At 35.9% G+C, this 16,875-nt stretch carries 21 protein-coding genes and 2 rRNA genes; 22 read left to right on the top strand and 1 reads right to left on the bottom strand.

The features are described from left to right. Nucleotides 1-253: 253 nt before the first annotated feature. Complete coding sequence (locus NPA07_RS03645; RefSeq protein WP_126118475.1) at nucleotides 254-1,444, bottom strand: hypothetical protein; 1,191 nt, start codon at nucleotides 1,442-1,444, stop codon at nucleotides 254-256. Nucleotides 1,445-2,039: 595 nt separating this feature from the next. On the opposite strand from NPA07_RS03645, the gene rpsJ reads away from it, so the two are divergent. The 22 genes from rpsJ to NPA07_RS03535 all read left to right on the top strand — a co-directional run bounded on the left by rpsJ (nucleotide 2,040) and on the right by NPA07_RS03535 (nucleotide 16,842). Continuing rightward, on the top strand, nucleotides 2,040-2,345 hold the full coding sequence (rpsJ, locus tag NPA07_RS03640; protein WP_126118476.1) for a 30S ribosomal protein S10: 306 nt from the start codon (nucleotides 2,040-2,042) through the stop codon (nucleotides 2,343-2,345). 65 nt (nucleotides 2,346-2,410) lie between these two features. Further along, the gene (rplC, locus tag NPA07_RS03635; protein ID WP_126118477.1) at nucleotides 2,411-3,223 is read left to right on the top strand and encodes a 50S ribosomal protein L3; all 813 of its coding nucleotides are present in this window, start codon (nucleotides 2,411-2,413) and stop codon (nucleotides 3,221-3,223) included. Continuing rightward, on the top strand, nucleotides 3,223-4,317 hold the full coding sequence (gene rplD / locus NPA07_RS03630) for a 50S ribosomal protein L4 (RefSeq protein ID WP_126118478.1): 1,095 nt from the start codon (nucleotides 3,223-3,225) through the stop codon (nucleotides 4,315-4,317). Before rplC ends, rplD begins: the two co-directional genes overlap by 1 nt. Continuing rightward, nucleotides 4,317-4,793, top strand: coding sequence for a 50S ribosomal protein L23 (rplW, locus tag NPA07_RS03625; protein ID WP_126118479.1), 477 nt, complete (start codon nucleotides 4,317-4,319; stop codon nucleotides 4,791-4,793). The genes rplD and rplW overlap by 1 nt, the downstream gene beginning before the upstream one ends. Before the next feature lie 70 nt (nucleotides 4,794-4,863). Then, a complete protein-coding gene (gene rplB, locus NPA07_RS03620) occupies nucleotides 4,864-5,709 on the top strand; it encodes a 50S ribosomal protein L2 (protein ID WP_126118480.1) in 846 nt (281 codons plus the stop codon). Further along, the gene (rpsS, locus tag NPA07_RS03615) at nucleotides 5,709-5,984 is read left to right on the top strand and encodes a 30S ribosomal protein S19 (protein ID WP_013354777.1); all 276 of its coding nucleotides are present in this window, start codon (nucleotides 5,709-5,711) and stop codon (nucleotides 5,982-5,984) included. Before rplB ends, rpsS begins: the two co-directional genes overlap by 1 nt. Before the next feature lie 2 nt (nucleotides 5,985-5,986). Next, nucleotides 5,987-6,340: a 50S ribosomal protein L22 gene (gene rplV, locus NPA07_RS03610; protein ID WP_126118481.1), complete on the top strand. Its 354-nt coding sequence runs from the start codon at nucleotides 5,987-5,989 to the stop codon at nucleotides 6,338-6,340. 6 nt (nucleotides 6,341-6,346) lie between these two features. Further along, nucleotides 6,347-7,021: a 30S ribosomal protein S3 gene (rpsC, locus tag NPA07_RS03605; protein ID WP_126118482.1), complete on the top strand. Its 675-nt coding sequence runs from the start codon at nucleotides 6,347-6,349 to the stop codon at nucleotides 7,019-7,021. After that, a complete protein-coding gene (gene rplP / locus NPA07_RS03600; protein WP_126118483.1) occupies nucleotides 6,999-7,427 on the top strand; it encodes a 50S ribosomal protein L16 in 429 nt (142 codons plus the stop codon). The genes rpsC and rplP overlap by 23 nt, the downstream gene beginning before the upstream one ends. Beyond that, on the top strand, nucleotides 7,427-7,630 hold the full coding sequence (gene rpmC / locus NPA07_RS03595; protein WP_126118484.1) for a 50S ribosomal protein L29: 204 nt from the start codon (nucleotides 7,427-7,429) through the stop codon (nucleotides 7,628-7,630). Before rplP ends, rpmC begins: the two co-directional genes overlap by 1 nt. Beyond that, complete coding sequence (gene rpsQ, locus NPA07_RS03590) at nucleotides 7,630-7,896, top strand: 30S ribosomal protein S17 (protein WP_126118485.1); 267 nt, start codon at nucleotides 7,630-7,632, stop codon at nucleotides 7,894-7,896. The genes rpmC and rpsQ overlap by 1 nt, the downstream gene beginning before the upstream one ends. Then, a complete protein-coding gene (gene rplN, locus NPA07_RS03585) occupies nucleotides 7,896-8,264 on the top strand; it encodes a 50S ribosomal protein L14 (RefSeq protein WP_126118486.1) in 369 nt (122 codons plus the stop codon). Before rpsQ ends, rplN begins: the two co-directional genes overlap by 1 nt. 18 nt (nucleotides 8,265-8,282) lie before the next feature. Further along, complete coding sequence (gene rplX / locus NPA07_RS03580) at nucleotides 8,283-8,612, top strand: 50S ribosomal protein L24 (RefSeq protein ID WP_126118487.1); 330 nt, start codon at nucleotides 8,283-8,285, stop codon at nucleotides 8,610-8,612. Then, nucleotides 8,612-9,157 (top strand): 50S ribosomal protein L5, encoded by a 546-nt coding sequence (gene rplE / locus NPA07_RS03575; protein ID WP_126118488.1) that lies wholly within the window; start codon nucleotides 8,612-8,614, stop codon nucleotides 9,155-9,157. The genes rplX and rplE overlap by 1 nt, the downstream gene beginning before the upstream one ends. Before the next feature lies 1 nt (nucleotide 9,158). Next, nucleotides 9,159-9,344: a type Z 30S ribosomal protein S14 gene (locus NPA07_RS03570; protein ID WP_013354768.1), complete on the top strand. Its 186-nt coding sequence runs from the start codon at nucleotides 9,159-9,161 to the stop codon at nucleotides 9,342-9,344. 2 nt (nucleotides 9,345-9,346) lie between these two features. After that, on the top strand, nucleotides 9,347-9,742 hold the full coding sequence (gene rpsH, locus NPA07_RS03565) for a 30S ribosomal protein S8 (RefSeq protein ID WP_126118489.1): 396 nt from the start codon (nucleotides 9,347-9,349) through the stop codon (nucleotides 9,740-9,742). A gap of 10 nt (nucleotides 9,743-9,752) precedes the next feature. Beyond that, on the top strand, nucleotides 9,753-10,292 hold the full coding sequence (rplF, locus tag NPA07_RS03560) for a 50S ribosomal protein L6 (RefSeq protein ID WP_126118490.1): 540 nt from the start codon (nucleotides 9,753-9,755) through the stop codon (nucleotides 10,290-10,292). Between the two features lie 27 nt (nucleotides 10,293-10,319). Beyond that, on the top strand, nucleotides 10,320-10,685 hold the full coding sequence (gene rplR, locus NPA07_RS03555) for a 50S ribosomal protein L18 (protein WP_126118491.1): 366 nt from the start codon (nucleotides 10,320-10,322) through the stop codon (nucleotides 10,683-10,685). Between the two features lie 2 nt (nucleotides 10,686-10,687). Then, nucleotides 10,688-11,398 carry a 30S ribosomal protein S5 gene (rpsE, locus tag NPA07_RS03550; RefSeq protein WP_126118492.1) on the top strand — a complete coding sequence of 237 codons (711 nt, stop codon included), beginning with the start codon at nucleotides 10,688-10,690 and terminating at the stop codon, nucleotides 11,396-11,398. Between the two features lie 47 nt (nucleotides 11,399-11,445). Further along, nucleotides 11,446-11,886 carry a 50S ribosomal protein L15 gene (rplO, locus tag NPA07_RS03545; RefSeq protein ID WP_126118493.1) on the top strand — a complete coding sequence of 147 codons (441 nt, stop codon included), beginning with the start codon at nucleotides 11,446-11,448 and terminating at the stop codon, nucleotides 11,884-11,886. Between the two features lie 266 nt (nucleotides 11,887-12,152). Beyond that, a 16S ribosomal RNA gene (locus NPA07_RS03540) occupies nucleotides 12,153-13,665 on the top strand. A 302-nt stretch (nucleotides 13,666-13,967) separates the two neighbouring features. Then, nucleotides 13,968-16,842: ribosomal RNA gene (locus NPA07_RS03535) — 23S ribosomal RNA — on the top strand. The 16S and 23S rRNA genes sit together here, the layout of an rRNA operon. Nucleotides 16,843-16,875 lie beyond the last annotated feature (33 nt).

Raw genomic sequence — 16,875 nt, 5'->3', positions numbered from 1 at the left:
AAATAGTATTACATTTATTATTACTTTATAGGTAAATATGATAATGCGTTGCACAATAAACATAATTTATGTTTAGTAAAAAATATTCTTTTGTCTTATTAATTAACGAACAACCAAAAAAATTATTTTATTTACCAACTAAAAAAACAAATTTTAATCATATTGTAAAGAAGACAAAAAAAGATAAACCCTTTTTGTTGAATGAGTCATTTTTTCTAAAACGATTGTTTTATAGACTTATTATTCAAATATGTTATTGACTATTTCACCCATTTACAACAACCGAGGCTTCTTTTCATTTTTGATTTTTACCTTTTTCACGGTAGTAAGCGTAAAAATGAAAGTTTGATGTACCATGTGTGTGAGAAGTTTTAACATTAAATGCATATTCATATATGTCATCACTTTTAAATTCGCCTTGGATGTTTATATATTTTTTAATAAATTTAATAATTTCCTCAGGTTCATGGTTTTTTTCTTCATCATGTTTTTTAAGTAATTCATTGAACTTATTTGATGATATTTTTTTACCTTCATCATTAGCGACTGGTTTAATTGTAAATGAACCTAACTTAACATCTTGGCCAGTTCAATTGTGATTTTCACTTTGATCCTCAACGTCTTCGTTCAATATTCGTTGTCCACCACTTGCATAGATTCCAACCCATTCTTTTGAAATGATTTCGAAACCTTGAATATCACGTGAAACCTTTTCAAGTTTAAAAACACCTTTTTTTGATCTTGAAAATGTATAATGCAATGATTTTTCATGTGTGTGTGTTGCTACATCGCTGTAGTAATCATAATTATCATCTGGTTTAAATTCAACATTAATTTTGCACATATCTCTAATTATTTGAATTTGTTCTTCAAAAGTCTTGTCGCTAATTTTTTCATAAAGATCAGCAGCAGAAACTTTTTTCTTAATCTCAGGATCATTGATGTAACCGTCAATAATTAGTTGACCATCTCAAAAATAAACTTTTTCAAGTTTACTAAACTCATGTTCATCATGCTCTAAATTATTGTAGCCAATATTATCAATTGTTATATTATGTACTTTTAGACTTTTAGCATCTTTTTCACTAATTGATATTATGCAATTGTATTTAGAATCATAATCATCAAGTTCAAAAGTGCTTTTGTCTTCATTAAATAAGTATGTTTTGTTACTATCATAACTAATTTGTTGATCTTTTGCAACAAATTCATTGATTTTATCAATTAGTTCCTTGTTTGTCTTATTTTTAATTAATTTTTTTATAGTTTCAGGAAAATATCCTAAACCTTTTTCATTTGCCTTAACACTGTAATTCTTCACTTCTTCATTTATATTTGTATCTGAGCCCTCCTTTTTCGAATTACAACTTGCTGCAACTGTTGTAAAAAGAGGCAATGATGCAAATGATAACAAAGAAATGTTAAAGATTAATTTCTTTTTCATATATTATTATTCCTTAATTATTTTTTATATTTAAGAGAGATAGATTTGATTAAAATAAAATACTTCCTTCAAAATATTATATGTCCTTTAATCTTCTATCTTATTATATAGAAACTTTTTATATTGCAAAAAATTAAGAATGCACAAACATAAAAAATGATATGAAATTGCACAATTTTAAACATTATTTAACACTTTAATTTGAATTAAATTTGCCAATCTGCATTAAAAAATAATTAATAAAATATTTAACAACCTGTTTCAGTGTTTCAATACTTTTGAAACCTTTTTTATTATTATTTTTCTCTAAATTGTAACAAATTAAAAAATGTTCAATTTAACTAAAAGTTAGTTTTTTGACAAAAAATAGGTAAAAATATAACTTTTTGTATAGTGTTGTTATTGAGAAAATAATGATAATTTTTATTTATATAAATATTTAATATTTTTACTTTTGTTTTTTGCTTTTTTCTTTATAATTGTAAAGCAACTATTACATAGAAGCATAAGGTTGTTAGAATGTCAAGAGAGTTGTTGAGGACATTCTAAGTAATTTATGTGGAGTAAAGTTCATAAATGAACAAAGGAGACAACTATGAGTAAAATTAATATTAAGGTTAAAAGTTTTGATCATGCATTGGTTGATTTTGGTGCAAAAAAAATTGTTGATGTTGCAACCAAAAACTCAATTAAAGTAAGTGGTCCAGTTCCGCTTCCAACAAAAAGAGAAGTTGTGACCATTTTAAGATCTGTACACGTTAACAAAAAATCACGTGAACAATTTGAATCAAGAACTTTTCAACGTTTGATTGTTTTATTAAACCCAAATGAAAAAACTCTTGACCAAATCAAAAGATTAGAACTTCCTGCAGGTGTTGAAGTTAAAATTTCAACAAAATAAGAAATCCGACTTGTGCTGACAACAAGCGACGGTCGTTAAATTAATAAAAATTTAAGGAGAAAATTATGAAAGGAATCTTAGGACGTAAGATTGGTATGACACAAATCTTTACTGAATTTGGTGCTTGTGTACCAGTTACAGTTATTGAAGTGCAACCAAATGTTGTTACTAAAGTTCTTTCAGCTGACAAAAACGGGTATGTTGCAACTCAAATCGCAGTCGGCGAAAAGAAAGAACAAAGAAGCAATAAACCTCTTAAAGGTCAGTTTGCTCAAGCTAAAACAACACCTAAGCGCTACATTAAAGAAATTCGTGGCATGCAAGGCTATGAATTAGGCCAAACAATTATGGCTAACATTTTTAGTGCTGGTGAATTAGTTGATATCACTGGTACATCAAAAGGTAAAGGTTTTGCTGGTACAATCAAGAGATGAAACCAACACATTGGACCTAAATCACACGGTGGTGGCGGTGGTAGTCAACCAGTTAGACAAACGGGTTCACTCGGGGATATTTCAGGTAACCGTGTTTTCAAAGGTATGACAATGCCAGGTCACTTAGGAGCTGTTAGAACAACAGTTCAAAATCTTGAAATAGTTAGAATTGATGTTGCAAATAATATTATGTTAGTTAAAGGCTCAATCCCTGGTGCCAAAAACTCATATGTAATGATTAGAGAAGCTGTCAAAGGTTTACCAAATCGTGAGGCAATTAAACTTGTTGATGTTAAAGAAGTTGTTAAAATGAATGAATTACTTGAAAAAGCTAAGAAATTCAATATTGAAGTTACAGTTGGAATGCACTCAAGCGAATTGGAACCTCTTATCCAAAAAGCAGAGGCTGATGCTGAAAACTCAAAAGCAGAAGGAGATAAATAATGGCTGAAACAAAGAAAAAAGCTACTACAAAAACTGGTGAAGAAAAGAAAACTACAACCAAAAAAGTAGCATCTGCTAAAAAAACAACTGCTGCTAAATCTACAACAACAAAAAAAGCTACAACTTCAAAAACAACAAAGACAGCAACAGGCGAAAAGAAGACAACTAAGAAAGTTACAGTTGAAATTGATTTAACCAAGAACTTAAAACCTAAAAAACCTACAAAAGCTGAATTAAAAGCACAAGAAGCTAAAATGGAAAGTGCTAAAGGCAAGCTTGCTGCTAAAACAGCTGCTCAAAAAGCTAAAGAGGCAAAAGAAGAAGCAGCTGCAAAAGCAAAAGCTGAAAAAGAAGCACAAGCAGCTATTGATGAATTAAAAGCAGCCGCTGAAGCTGCAAAAAGAAAAGCTAAAACTTATGCATCTTCAAGAGCAAAAGTTGCTTCACTTAAATTAAATGAAGCTAAAATGGAAGAAGAAAAATTTACAAAAGTTATCTTACTTCACTTTGATAATAAATCTTTACCAAAAGAATTATTCGCATTACCAAAAATTTATGAACAAGCAATTTTTGACACAATTATGTCAGAACGTGCCTCAAGACGTCAAGGTACACATGATGTTAAGAATCGTTCAGAAGTAAGTGGTGGTGGTAAAAAACCTTGAAGACAAAAAGGAACAGGTCGTGCTCGTGCAGGTTCAACAAGATCTCCTATTTGAGTTGGTGGTGGACGTGCATTTGGACCTACACCAGAGCGTAATTATTCATTAAAAGTTAACAAGAAAGTGCGTCGTGCTGCATTCTTATCGGCTCTTACATTGCTTGCTAACAAGAAATCAGTTGTTATTGATGACTTTAAAATGTCAAAAATTTCAACAAAAGATGCTGTTAACAAACTTAAATCATTAAAGATTGAAAACCTAAAACACATTTTGGTAGTAACAACTGACGAAACTGTTTACAAATCAACAGCAAATTTACAAAATGTTTTATGTGTTAAGCCAAACTCTGTAAGTGTTGAAAATTTAGTATGAGCTGATGTATTAGTTTTATCTAATGAAGGCCTTAAAAACTTTGAAGGGAGAATTAAATAATGGAAATTACTCAAGTTTTACATAAGCCAATTCTTACCGAAAAAACAAATGTGCTACAAAGTTCAAACACATACACATGAGAAGTTGATTGATCAGCAAACAAATATCAAATTAAGGAAGCTGTTGAATTCATTTTCAAAGTTAAGGTTGTTAGAGTTAATATTTTAAAAGTTGACAAAAAACCAAAAAGAGTAGGCCGATTTAATGGTTTTACAAATCGTTACAAAAAAGCTATGATTACTTTAGCAGATGGTGACAAAATTGTCTACTATCCAAATGAAGCAGAAGCACAAGATGCTAAAAAAGAAGCTAAGGTTAAAGCTCAAAAAGTTGAAAGCAAGAAACAAGCAGAGGCAAAAGAAGCTGAAATTGCTAAAAAACTTGCTGCTAAAAAAGCAAAAGTTGAAAAAACTACAAAATCAACAACTTCTAAGTCTGCTACTAAAAAAGCAAGTACTAAGAAGAGTACAAAATAATTATTAGAGGATTTAATTTTGCTTAAAAGAAAATTTCCTCAACTATTTTTAAGCAAGGAGAAAATTAGAAATGGCAATTAAACATTACAAGCCAACTACGAATGGTCGTCGTAATATGTCATCTCTACATTACAGCGAAAATCTTAGTGGACACGCTCCTGAAAAATCATTACTTACACTATTAAAATATAGTGCCGGTCGTAATAACCAAGGTAAGATTACAGTGCGTCACAAAGGTGGTCGTGTAAAGAGATTTTATAGATTAATCGACTTCAAACGTATTAAAGACAATATTCCAGCAGTGGTTAAGACAATTGAATACGATCCTAACCGTTCAGCTAATATTTGTTTATTAGCTTATGCTGATGGAGTAAAGAAATATATTTTAGCGCCCGAAGGTATTAAAGTAGGGCAAACTGTTATTTCAGGTGAAAATGCTGATATTTTAGTAGGTAATGCATTACCACTAGCAAACATTCCAGAGGGTACATTTGTACACAACATTGAAATGCAACCAGGTGGTGGCGGTATTATTGCTAGATCAGCAGGTACATCTGCTCAAATTCTTGGTAAAGATGACGATGGTAAATATGTAATTTTACGTCTAAAAAGCGGTGAAATGCGTCGTATCTTAGCACGTTGCCGTGCCACAATTGGTACAGTAGGTAACGGGGAACATTTATTGGTTGATTTAGGAAAAGCTGGTAGAAACCGTCACATGGGTGTTCGTCCAACTGTTCGTGGTTCAGTTATGAACCCAGTTGATCACCCACATGGTGGTGGTGAAGGTAAGCAACCAGTTGGTCGTAAAGCTCCTCTTACTCCTTGAGGTAAGAAAGCTCTTGGTGTTAAAACAAGAAAAACTAAGAAATCTTCAAACAAACTTATTATAAGAAGAAGAAAGGATGCTAAATAATGGCTCGCAGTCTTAAAAAAGGACCTTTTGCAGATGAACATTTACTTAAAAAAGTAGATGCTATTGTTGAAGGTAAAGCACCTAAAAAACCAATTAAAACTTGATCAAGACGTTCAACAATCTTTCCAAGTTTCATTGGTTTAACATTCCAAGTACACAACGGCAAGCAATTTATTGATGTTTACGTAACAGATGACATGGTTGGTCACAAGTTAGGTGAATTTGTACCTACAAGAACATTCTCAGGTCATGGTGCTGACAAAGGTAAGAAATAATTATGGAAAATACAGCATTTCAACAAGCAAAAGCACATGTTAAGGTTCAACGTGTTAGCGCTCGTAAAGCACGTTTAGTTGCTGACTTAGTTAGAAACAAAGACGTGCGTGAAGCTCTTGGTATTTTAAGAAATACAAACAAGAAATCATCAGAATTATTTATTAAACTTATTAACTCAGCAATTGCTAATGCTACAAACAACCATGGAATGGATGCATCTAAATTATTTGTTAAAGAAATCTTAGTAAATGAAGGACCAACACTTAAAAGATACCAACCTCACTCAAGAGGAACGGCTTATTCAATTTTAAAACGTACATCTCACTTATCAGTTACATTAGAAGAAAGAAAGTAGAAAATTATGGGACAAAAAGTTAATCCAAATGGATTCCGTTACGGAATTACAAAAAATCTTAATTCATCATGATTTGCTGAAAAAGCAAACTATGGAAATTTTTTAGTACAAGATGCTAAAATCTACAAATTCTTTGATAAGTTAGTACGTAAATATCAAATTGGAAAAGTTGAAATTAAAAGAAATCAAGCCAATAAAATAACAGTTTTCATTCACTCAGCTACACCAAATAAATTGGTTAGTGAAGGTGGAAGTACAATCGACAAAGTTAATGTTGATTTACACAAATATTTAAAAAACAAAAATCTTGATATTAATTTACAAGTTGTTTTACTCAAAAATCCTGAACTTAATGCACGTTTAGCTGCTGAAGCTATTGCAATTAAACTAGAAAATCGCGAAAGTTTCCGTATTGCACAAAAATTAATAATTAATGATGCTTTAAAAGCGGGTGCTAAAGGTATTAAAACTGCTGTTTCAGGCCGTCTTAATGGTGTTGATATGGCTAGAACAGAAGGATATTCACGTGGAGAAATGAGACTTCACACACTAAGACAAGATGTTGATTATGCTCATGCAAATGCACATACAACATATGGTGTAATTGGTGTCAAAGTTTGAATTTCAAAAGGTGAAATTTTGGAAGGAGGGTCAAAAGATGCTTCAACCAAAAAGAACTAAATATAGAAAACCATTTTTAGTTCGCCATGATAAGCGTAAAGCTTTTAAAGGAAACAAAGTTTCTTATGGCGAATTCGGTTTACAAGCTGTAACATCAGCTTGAGTCGATGCACGTCAAATTGAAAGTGCTCGTATTGCTATTACTCGTCGTATGGGTCGTGAAGGTCATGTTTTTATTAGAATCTTCCCTCACTTCTCAAAAACATCAAAACCTATTGGTGTTCGTATGGGTTCTGGTAAAGGTAGTCCTGAAAAATGATATACACCTGTTAAAGTTAACACAATGATGTTTGAAGTTTCAGGTGTTAGTGAAGAAATTGCAAGAGAAGCTTTACGACTAGGTGGTCATAAACTTCCTGTAAGTTGAAGAATAGTAGCTAAAGAAGAACAAGGAGGTCAACAATAATGCTTTACAAAGACATAAAAGTTAAATCAAATGCTGAACTCCGTAAATTACTTGAAGATCTAAAAGCACAATTATTTATCTATCGTTTCCAAAACAAAACTGGTGTATTAGACCACAGTCATAAAATTAGAGAAGTACGTCGTGATATTGCAAGAGTGTTAACAATATTGAAAATTAACGAAACAAAAGGAGAAGCTAAATAATGGAAAGAAGTTCACGTAAGACCCTTCAAGGTCGTGTTGCTTCAGCACGTGGTGATAAAACAATCATTGTTGAAGTTGAAAGTTATAAAGCTCATAGTCTTTACTCAAAACGTTTTAAGGTTATTAAACGTTTCGCAGTTCATGATGAAAAAAACTTAGCTAAGGTTAATGACCTAGTTACAATTATGGAAACACGTCCTCTTTCAAAAACTAAGCACTTTCGTCTTGTTGAAATTAAACAACATGCTGTTGAAGGAGAAAAATAATGGTTATAGCACTTTCAAAATTAAATGTTGCAGATAACTCTGGAGCAAAAGAAGTTGGTGTAATCAAAGTTTTAGGTGGGAGTAGAAAGAAAACTGCAAACATCGGTGATGTTATTGTATGTTCAGTTAAAAAAGCTCTACCAAATGGTATTGTAAAAGAAGGACAAGTAGTTAAAGGCGTTATTGTTAGAAGCGTTTATGGAATTAAACGTGAAAACGGTACACATATTCGTTTTGATGATAATGCAGTTGTGTTAATTAAAGATGATGGCTCAATGAGAGGTACTCGTGTGTTTGGACCAGTTGCTCGTGAATTACGTGATCGTGGTTATTTAAAAGTAGTTTCATTAGCTCCTGAAGTTCTTTAATATGTAAAGTAGGTATATATGAAATTAAAACTAAAGAAAAATGACGAAGTTATCGTTATTGCAGGAAGCAATAAAGGTAAAATAGGTCGTATCATTAGAACAGATTTTAAAACTAACCGTGCTTATGTAAAAGATATAAATGTAGTAACCAAACACGTTAAACCAAGCCAAAGTAATACTGAAGGTTCAATTAAGAACATGGAAGCTCCTATTCATATTTCAAATCTTGCAATTGTTACTAAAAAAGCAAGCAAAAGTTCATCTGCTCAATATTCAAAAATAGGTTTTAAAGTTAGTGGCAAAACTAAAGTTAGAATTGCTCGTAAAACTAAGAAGGAAATTAAATAATGAATTTAAAAACTTACTATACAAAAACAGTAGTACCTGCATTGATGAAAAAATACAACTATTCATCAGTAATGCAAGTGCCTCGTTTGGAAAAAATCGTTTTAAATATGACAGCAGGTAAAGAAGTAACAAACTCTAAAGCAATTGAAGAAGTTCTTAACGAATTAACTCAAATTTCAGGACAAAAACCATTCCAAACTCGTGCTAAAAAGTCAAACGCTTCATGAAAACTTCGTGAAGGTATGGCTATGGGTGGTAAAGTTACGTTACGTCGTGATCGTATGTGAGACTTTTTAGAAAAATTAATCAATGTTGCAATGCCACGTATTCGTGATTTCCGTGGTGCAAATCCTAAAGCATTTGATGGTAGGGGAAACTACTCATTAGGCGTTAAAGAAGAAATTATTTTCCCAGAAATTGACTTTGATAAAATTCGTCGTATCAAAGGTCTTGATGTTCAATTAATCACAAGTACAAATAAAGATGAAGAAGCTAGAAGTTTATTAGAATTAATCGGCATTCCATTTGTTAAAGGAGAAAGATAATATGGCTAAAGTTTCGTTAAAAGCAAAACAAAAGAAACACCCAAAATTCTCAACACGTGCTTACACACGTTGTGAATTATGTGGTCGTCCACATGCAGTTTTAAGAAAATATAAAATCTGCCGTATTTGTTTCCGTAATTTAGCTCATGAAGGAAAAATTCCTGGCATGAAGAAAGCGAGTTGATAATCATGTTTATAACAGATCCAATTTCAGATATGATTGTTAGAATCAAAAACGCTAATCAACGTAAATTTAAAACTGTAGCTATTCCTTTTTCAAATAAAAAAGCTAAAATTCTAGATATTCTTCAAAATGAAGGTTACATTACAAACTATGTTGCTAAAGGTGAAGGAAAAGACAAAGTACTTGAAGTTACATTAAAATACAAAAATAACCAAGGTGCTATTGTTGACTTTAAGCGTGTTTCAAAACCAGGTCTTAAGGTTTATACTTCAGCTGACAAGTTACCTACTGTTTTATCAGGTTATGGTACAGCTATCATTTCAACTTCAAAAGGAATGATGACTGAAAAACAAGCTCGTAAGGAAAATGTAGGTGGTGAAATCATTGCCTACATTTGATAGGGGGTAGTCTATGTCTCGTGTTGGAAATAGAGTATTAAATATCCCTGCTGGTGTTGAAGTCACATTAAATGGCACCACATTAAGTGTTAAAGGTCAATTAGGTCAATTAGAAAAATCATTTGACCCACTTATTGCTATCAAAATTGAAAATAGTCAAGTTACAACAATCCGTGCTAATGAAGAAAAACACACAAAACAATTACACGGTACAACAAATGCATTAATCGATGGTATGCTTGAAGGTGTTTCAAAAGGTTTCAAAAAAGAATTAACAATCAAAGGTGTTGGTTACAAAGCTGCTCTTAAGGGTAATGTTCTTGAACTTGCAGTTGGTTACAGCCATCTTGTAAATCTTGAAATTCCTGAAGGAATTAAAGTTGATGTTCCAAAACCTCTTGAAATAATAATTAGTGGTATTAGTAAAGAAAAAGTTGGTCAATTTGCTGCAGTTGTGCATGACGTTCGTCGTCCTAATTCATATTCAGGTAAAGGGATTTCATACAAAGGCGAATACATTCGTATTAAAGAAGGAAAAACTGCTTCTAAATAGTAGTTTAGTTGAAAGGAAGAAAATATTATGGCTACATTATCTCGTAATCAAGCACGCCAAGTTAAACACTTACGTGAACGTCAAAGTATTTCAGGCACTGCTACTAAACCGCGTCTTTGTGTTTTTAAATCTCATACAAACTTTTATGCACAATTAATTGACGATACTACAGGCCACACTTTAGCAAGTGTTTCAACACTTGATCCTAAAGCAAAAGGCAAATATCACGGAAATATTACTTCAGCAACAAAGGCTGGTGAAGAAATGGGAACCAAAATTGTTGCTCTTAAATTAAAAGAAATAGTATTCGATCGTTCAGGTTACATTTATCATGGACGTGTTAAGGCCTTCGCAGAAGGTGTAAGAAATACAGCTAAAGGAGTTAAATTCTAATTATGGCAGAAGCAGAAGTAAAGAAAGTTGTTTCTCAACAACCTAAAGAAACTAATGGACAAGGTACTAAAGAAGTAGTAGCTCCTAAGGCAAAATTTGATAATAAAGATAAAAAACAAATTTGAGAAAAAAGACCTTTAGGTCAAAAATCATCTTCTCAAAATCCACGTTCACATGCAAAAAGCGACAAGAATGCTCGTCGTGATCGTCGTAGTCACTTTGACGCAGTTGATAATGAATTCAGTGAAAAAGTTGTTAATATCTCGCGTGTAACAAAAGTTGTTAAAGGTGGACGTCGTTTCTCATTTGCAGCCTTTGTAGTTGTTGGTGATAAAAAAGGACGTGTTGGATTTGGACATGGAAAGGCCAATGAGGTTCCAGATTCGATCAAGAAAGCAGTTAAAGATGCAAAAAATCACCTTATTACAGTTCCAATTCAAAACAAAATCACAGTACCTCACGAAGTACAAGCTAAATTTTTAGCTTCAAGAGTTATGCTTAAGCCTGCTACAAAAGGTAAGGGTATTGTTGCTAGTGGTACAGTTAGAGCGGTTGTTGAACTTGCTGGTTACACAGATATTTACACAAAAACATACAGCTCACGTTCAAAGGCTAACATTGTTAGAGCAACTCTAAAGGCTCTTCAATTACTAAGAACACCTGAACAAATAGCTGACATTCGTGGTAAAGATGTTAAGGAACTTTTAGCCTAATTAATCTAGACTAAATAAAAAATTATTTATATAAAGAAAGGACTAAAATGAACTCAACATTACAATCATTAAAACCTACTCCTGGTTCACGTGTAGAAAAACATCGCGTTGGTCGTGGACATGCTGCTGGAAAAGGTAAACAAGCTGGTAAAGGTCAAAGTGGACAAAATAAACGTAAAGGTCACAGATTAGGATTTGAAGGTGGTCAAACACCTTGATTCCGTCGTATTGGAAAACGTGGTTTTACAAATGTTAATCATATCGAATACCAAATAGTTAATTTAATTGATTTAGAAAACAATTTCAAATCAAATGATACAATCGATTTAGAATCATTATTTAAAGCTAACTTGATTAAAAGACAAATGCCTGTTAAATTATTAGGAAACGGTCAAGTAACCAAAAAATTCAAAGTTAATCTTCATGCAGCTTCAAAAAGTGCAATCGAAGCAATTGAAGCAAAAGGTGGAAAAGTTACTTTATTATAGTTTGCAACCTAACTTTTGTTAGTCTATAAAAAAGTATTTTCTATTACTAATAATCTAAAAAAGTAGGAGAATAACCTGCTTTTTTTATTTTTTAACTTAGAAAAAACCTAAAAAAAGAGAAAATTTATGAAAAAATTCTCAATATATAAAAAAATTAAAAAAATATTTTGAAATTAATCACTTATGTGTTATCATATTAAAGCATTTGTAAATTAATGCACTAAAATTGTTCTTTGAAAACTAGATATATAAACATGACAGTCAATTTTTTCGAGAGTTTGATCCTGGCTCAGGATGAACGCTGGCTGTGTGCCTAATACATGCATGTCGAGCGAAGGTAGCAATACCTTAGCGGCGAATGGGTGAGTAACACGTGCTCAACGTACCCTTCAGTTTGGCATAGCGACTGGAAACAGTCGATAATTCCAAATACTCGTAATTTTCGCATGAAGATTACGTAAAAGAAGCGTTTGCTTCGCTGAAGGATCGGGGTGCGTAACATTAGCTAGTTGGTGAGGTAACGGCCCACCAAGGCGATGATGTTTAGCGGGGTTGAGAGACTGAACCGCCACACTGGGACTGAGATACGGCCCAGACTCCTACGGGAGGCAGCAGTAGGGAATATTCCACAATGGGCGAAAGCCTGATGGAGCGACACAGCGTGAAGGATGAAGGTCCTATGGATTGTAAACTTCTGTGGTGAGGGAAGAAAAGACAGAATAGGAAATGATTTTGTTTTGACGGTACCTTATTAGAAAGCAACGGCTAACTATGTGCCAGCAGCCGCGGTAATACATAGGTTGCAAGCGTTATCCGGAATTATTGGGCGTAAAGCGTCTGTAGGTTGTTTGTTAAGTCTGGCGTTAAATTTTGGGGCTCAACCCCAAAACGCGTTGGATACTGGCAGACTAGAGTTGTGTAGAGGTTAGCGGAATTCCTTGTGAAGCGGTGAAATGCGTAGATATAAGGAAGAACACCAATATGGCGAAGGCAGCTAACTGGACATATACTGACACTGAGAGACGAAAGCGTGGGGAGCAAACAGGATTAGATACCCTGGTAGTCCACGCCCTAAACGATGATCATTAGCTGATGGGGAACTCATCGGCGCAGCTAACGCATTAAATGATCCGCCTGAGTAGTACGTTCGCAAGAATAAAACTTAAAGGAATTGACGGGGATCCGCACAAGCGGTGGAGCATGTGGTTTAATTTGAAGATACGCGTAGAACCTTACCCACTCTTGACATCTTCTGCAAAGCTATGGAGACATAGTGGAGGTTAACAGAATGACAGATGGTGCATGGTTGTCGTCAGCTCGTGTCGTGAGATGTTCGGTTAAGTCCTGCAACGAGCGCAACCCTTATCCTTAGTTACTACCATTTAGTTGAGGACTCTAAGGAGACTGCCCGAGTAATCGGGAGGAAGGTGGGGATGACGTCAAATCATCATGCCTCTTACGAGTGGGGCAACACACGTGCTACAATGGCCGGTACAAAGAGAAGCGAAGTGGTGACATGGAGCAAACCTCAAAAAACCGGTCTCAGTTCGGATTGTAGTCTGCAACTCGACTACATGAAGTCGGAATCGCTAGTAATCGTAGATCAGCTACGCTACGGTGAATACGTTCTCGGGTCTTGTACACACCGCCCGTCAAACCATGGGAGCTGGTAATGCCCGAAGTCGGTTTATAAACAAACTGCCTAAGGCAGGACTGGTGACTGGGGTTAAGTCGTAACAAGGTATCCCTACGAGAACGTGGGGATGGATCACCTCCTTTCTACGGAGTACAAAAACACTTTGTAGTGTTATTAACCTTATTTCACTAGACCTATTTATATATTTTTGTTATGTGGCTTTTTTTGGGTCTAAAGCTTTATATCTAGTTTTGAGAGAACAATATTTTTTCTCTCTAATGTTCTTTGAAAACTGAATAGTAAATTTTTTGATATTTACAACGACATCAAAATTAAATTAAATGGTTAATTTGTTTTGATTTCATCGAGAAAAAATCATATTATTATGATTCATTGAAATGTCTTAAAATACACATCATAACAAACTATAACAATAGGAAAATACTTTTAAATAAGGAAGAGTTTGTGGTGGATGCCTTGGGTCTGAAAGTCGATGAAGGACGTGATTACCTGCGATAAGCCTCGTGGAGCCGGAAATATGCTATGAAACGGGGATTTCCGAATGGGGAAACCTAGCTAGGGTAATGCCTAGTTGCCATGTTTTGAATACATAGAAACTTGAGCGAGACACCTTGTGAACTGAAACATCTTAGTAGCAAGAGGAAGAGAAAATAAACAATGATTTCTTTAGTAGCGGCGAGCGAACGAGAAAGAGCCCAAACCCAGCAATGGGGGTTGTAGGACGATCTACATGAAGTTACAAAATTTAATGATAGCAGAAGCTTTTGGGAAGAAGCGGCACAGAGGGTGATACCCCCGTATGTGAAATTATTAAATCTTCTGATCGTATCCTGAGTAGGGCGGGGCACGTGGAACCCTGTCTGAATCTGCCGGGACCACCCGGTAAGGCTAAATACTAATCAGACACCGATAGTGAACTAGTACCGTGAGGGAAAGGTGAAAAGAACCCCAAGAGGGGAGTGAAATAGATTCTGAAACCACTTACTTACAATTAGTCAGAGCCCGTTTATGGGTGATGGCGTACATCTTGCAGTATGGACCGGCGAGTTATGACAGCATGCGAGGTTAAGCAGAAAAAAGCGGAGCCGTAGAGAAATCGAGTCTTAATAGGGCGAATTAGTATGTTGTTATATACCCGAAACCATGTGATCTATTCATGAGCAGGCTGAAACTTGGCTAACCCCAAGCGGAGGGCCGAACCGTAGTACGCTGAAAAGTGCCCGGATGACTTGTGAATAGCGGAGAAATTCCAATCGAACTTGGAGATAGCTGGTTCTCCTCGAAATAGCTTTAGGGCTAGCGTGTAGTGTTAAGTAATGGTGGTAGAGCACTGAATATGGAATGGCGGCGCCTAGCTGTACTGACTATAATCAAACTCCGAATACCATTATGTATTACTATGCAGTCGGAACCGGGGTGCTAACGTCCCGGCTCGCGAGGGCAACAACCCAGATCGCCGGCTAAGGTCCCAAAATCGTGTTAAGTGAGAAAGGTTGTGAGGTTTCATAAACAACTAGGAAGTTGGCTCAGAAGCAGCCATCTTTTAAAGAGTGCGTAATAGCTCACTAGTCAAGAGACCTTGCGCCAACAATTTAACGGGACTAAAACACGATACCGAAGCCGCGGGTACATCTGTACGTTAGAGGAGCGTTCCTAGGGCAATGAAGTCAGACCGAGAGGACTGGTGGAGCGCTAGGAAGTGAGAATGCCGGTATGAGTAACGATTCGTAGTGAGAATCTACGACGCCTATTGGGGAAGGTTTCCTGGGCAAGGTTCGTCCACCCAGGGTTAGTCAGGACCTAAGACGAGGCTGAAAAGCGTAGCCGATGGACAACAGGTTAATATTCCTGTACTTTCTATAATAGTGATGGAGTGACGGAGAAGGATAATTTTACCACTTACTGGATTGTGGGGTAAGCGTTGACTGGTGACTGTAGGCAAATCCGCAGTCTATAACCGGAAGGCGTGATGCACAGGGCAACTAAACTAAATGATTCCATGCTTCCAAGAAAGCTTCTAAACTTAATATTATGGAAACCTGTACCGAGAACGGACACACGTCCCCTAGATGAGTATTCTAAGGCGAGCGAGAAAACTAGTGTTAAGGAACTCTGCAAAATGACCCCGTAAGTTCGCAAGAAGGGCGCCTAAGGTAACACTTAGGCCACAGTAAATTATGAGGCGCAACTGTTTATCAAAAACACAGCTCTCTGCTAAACCGCAAGGTGATGTATAGGGGTGAAGCCTGCCCAGTGCCCGAAGGTTAAGTGGATGCGTTAGTTCTACGCGAAGCGTTGAAATGAAGCCCGGTGAACGGCGACCGTAACTATAACGGTCCTAAGGTAGCGAAATTCCTTGTCGGCTAAATACTGACCTGCACGAAAGGCGCAATGATCTCTCAACTGTCTCAACACTGGACTCGGTGAAATTATAGTCCCAGTGAAAACGCTGGCATGCCGCATCAAGACGAAAAGACCCCATGGAGCCTTACTATGGTTTCGTATTGGAACTTGGTCTAACATGTGTAGGATAGGTGGGAGACTTTGAAGCGAGGACGCTAGTCCTTGTGGAGTCATCCTTGAAATACCACCCTTGGTATATTGAGTTTCTAACATGCCGCCCTTTACTGGCGGGTGGACAGTGCGTGACGGGTAGTTTGACTGGGGCGGTCGCCTCCTAAAGAGTAACGGAGGCGTTCAAAGGTACACTCAGTACGGTCAGAAACCGTATGTAGAGCGCAAAGGTAGAAGTGTGCTTGACTGCGAGACTTACAAGTCGAGCAGGTGCGAAAGCAGGACTTAGTGATCCGGCTGTACATTGTGGAATGGCAGTCGCTCAACGGATAAAAGTTACCCTGGGATAACAGGCTTATCTTGCCCAAGAGATCACATCGACGGCAAGGTTTGGCACCTCGATGTCGGCTCATCGCATCCTGGAGCTGGAGTCGGTTCAGGGTTGGGCTGTTCGCCCATTAAAGCGGTACGCGAGCCTGGGTTCAAAACGTCGTGAGACAGTTTGGTCCCTATCTGATGTGGGCGTTGGAATATTGATGAGAGCCGCTCTTAGTACGAGAGGACCGGAGTGGACGTACCACTGGTGTTCCAGTTGTTCCGCCAGGAGCATAGCTGGGTAGCTAAGTACGGAAAGGATAACCGCTGAAAGCATCTAAGTGGGAAGCCTCCTCAGAGATAAGTATTCCCTTGAGATTCCTTATAGACTATGAGGTTGATAGGTTGGAGGTGTAAGCGTAGTAATACGTTGAGCTGACCAATACTAATAAATCGATTGATTTAAAAGTAGAAGTGTATATTTAAGACATTTCAATGAATTA

The organism is Mycoplasmopsis caviae (assembly GCF_024498215.1).
Taxonomy (GTDB): Bacteria; Bacillota_I; Bacilli_A; order Mycoplasmatales; family Metamycoplasmataceae; genus Mycoplasmopsis; species Mycoplasmopsis caviae.
Note: the sequence above shows the minus strand (reverse complement) of the source record. Positions and strands in the feature narration are given on the sequence as shown.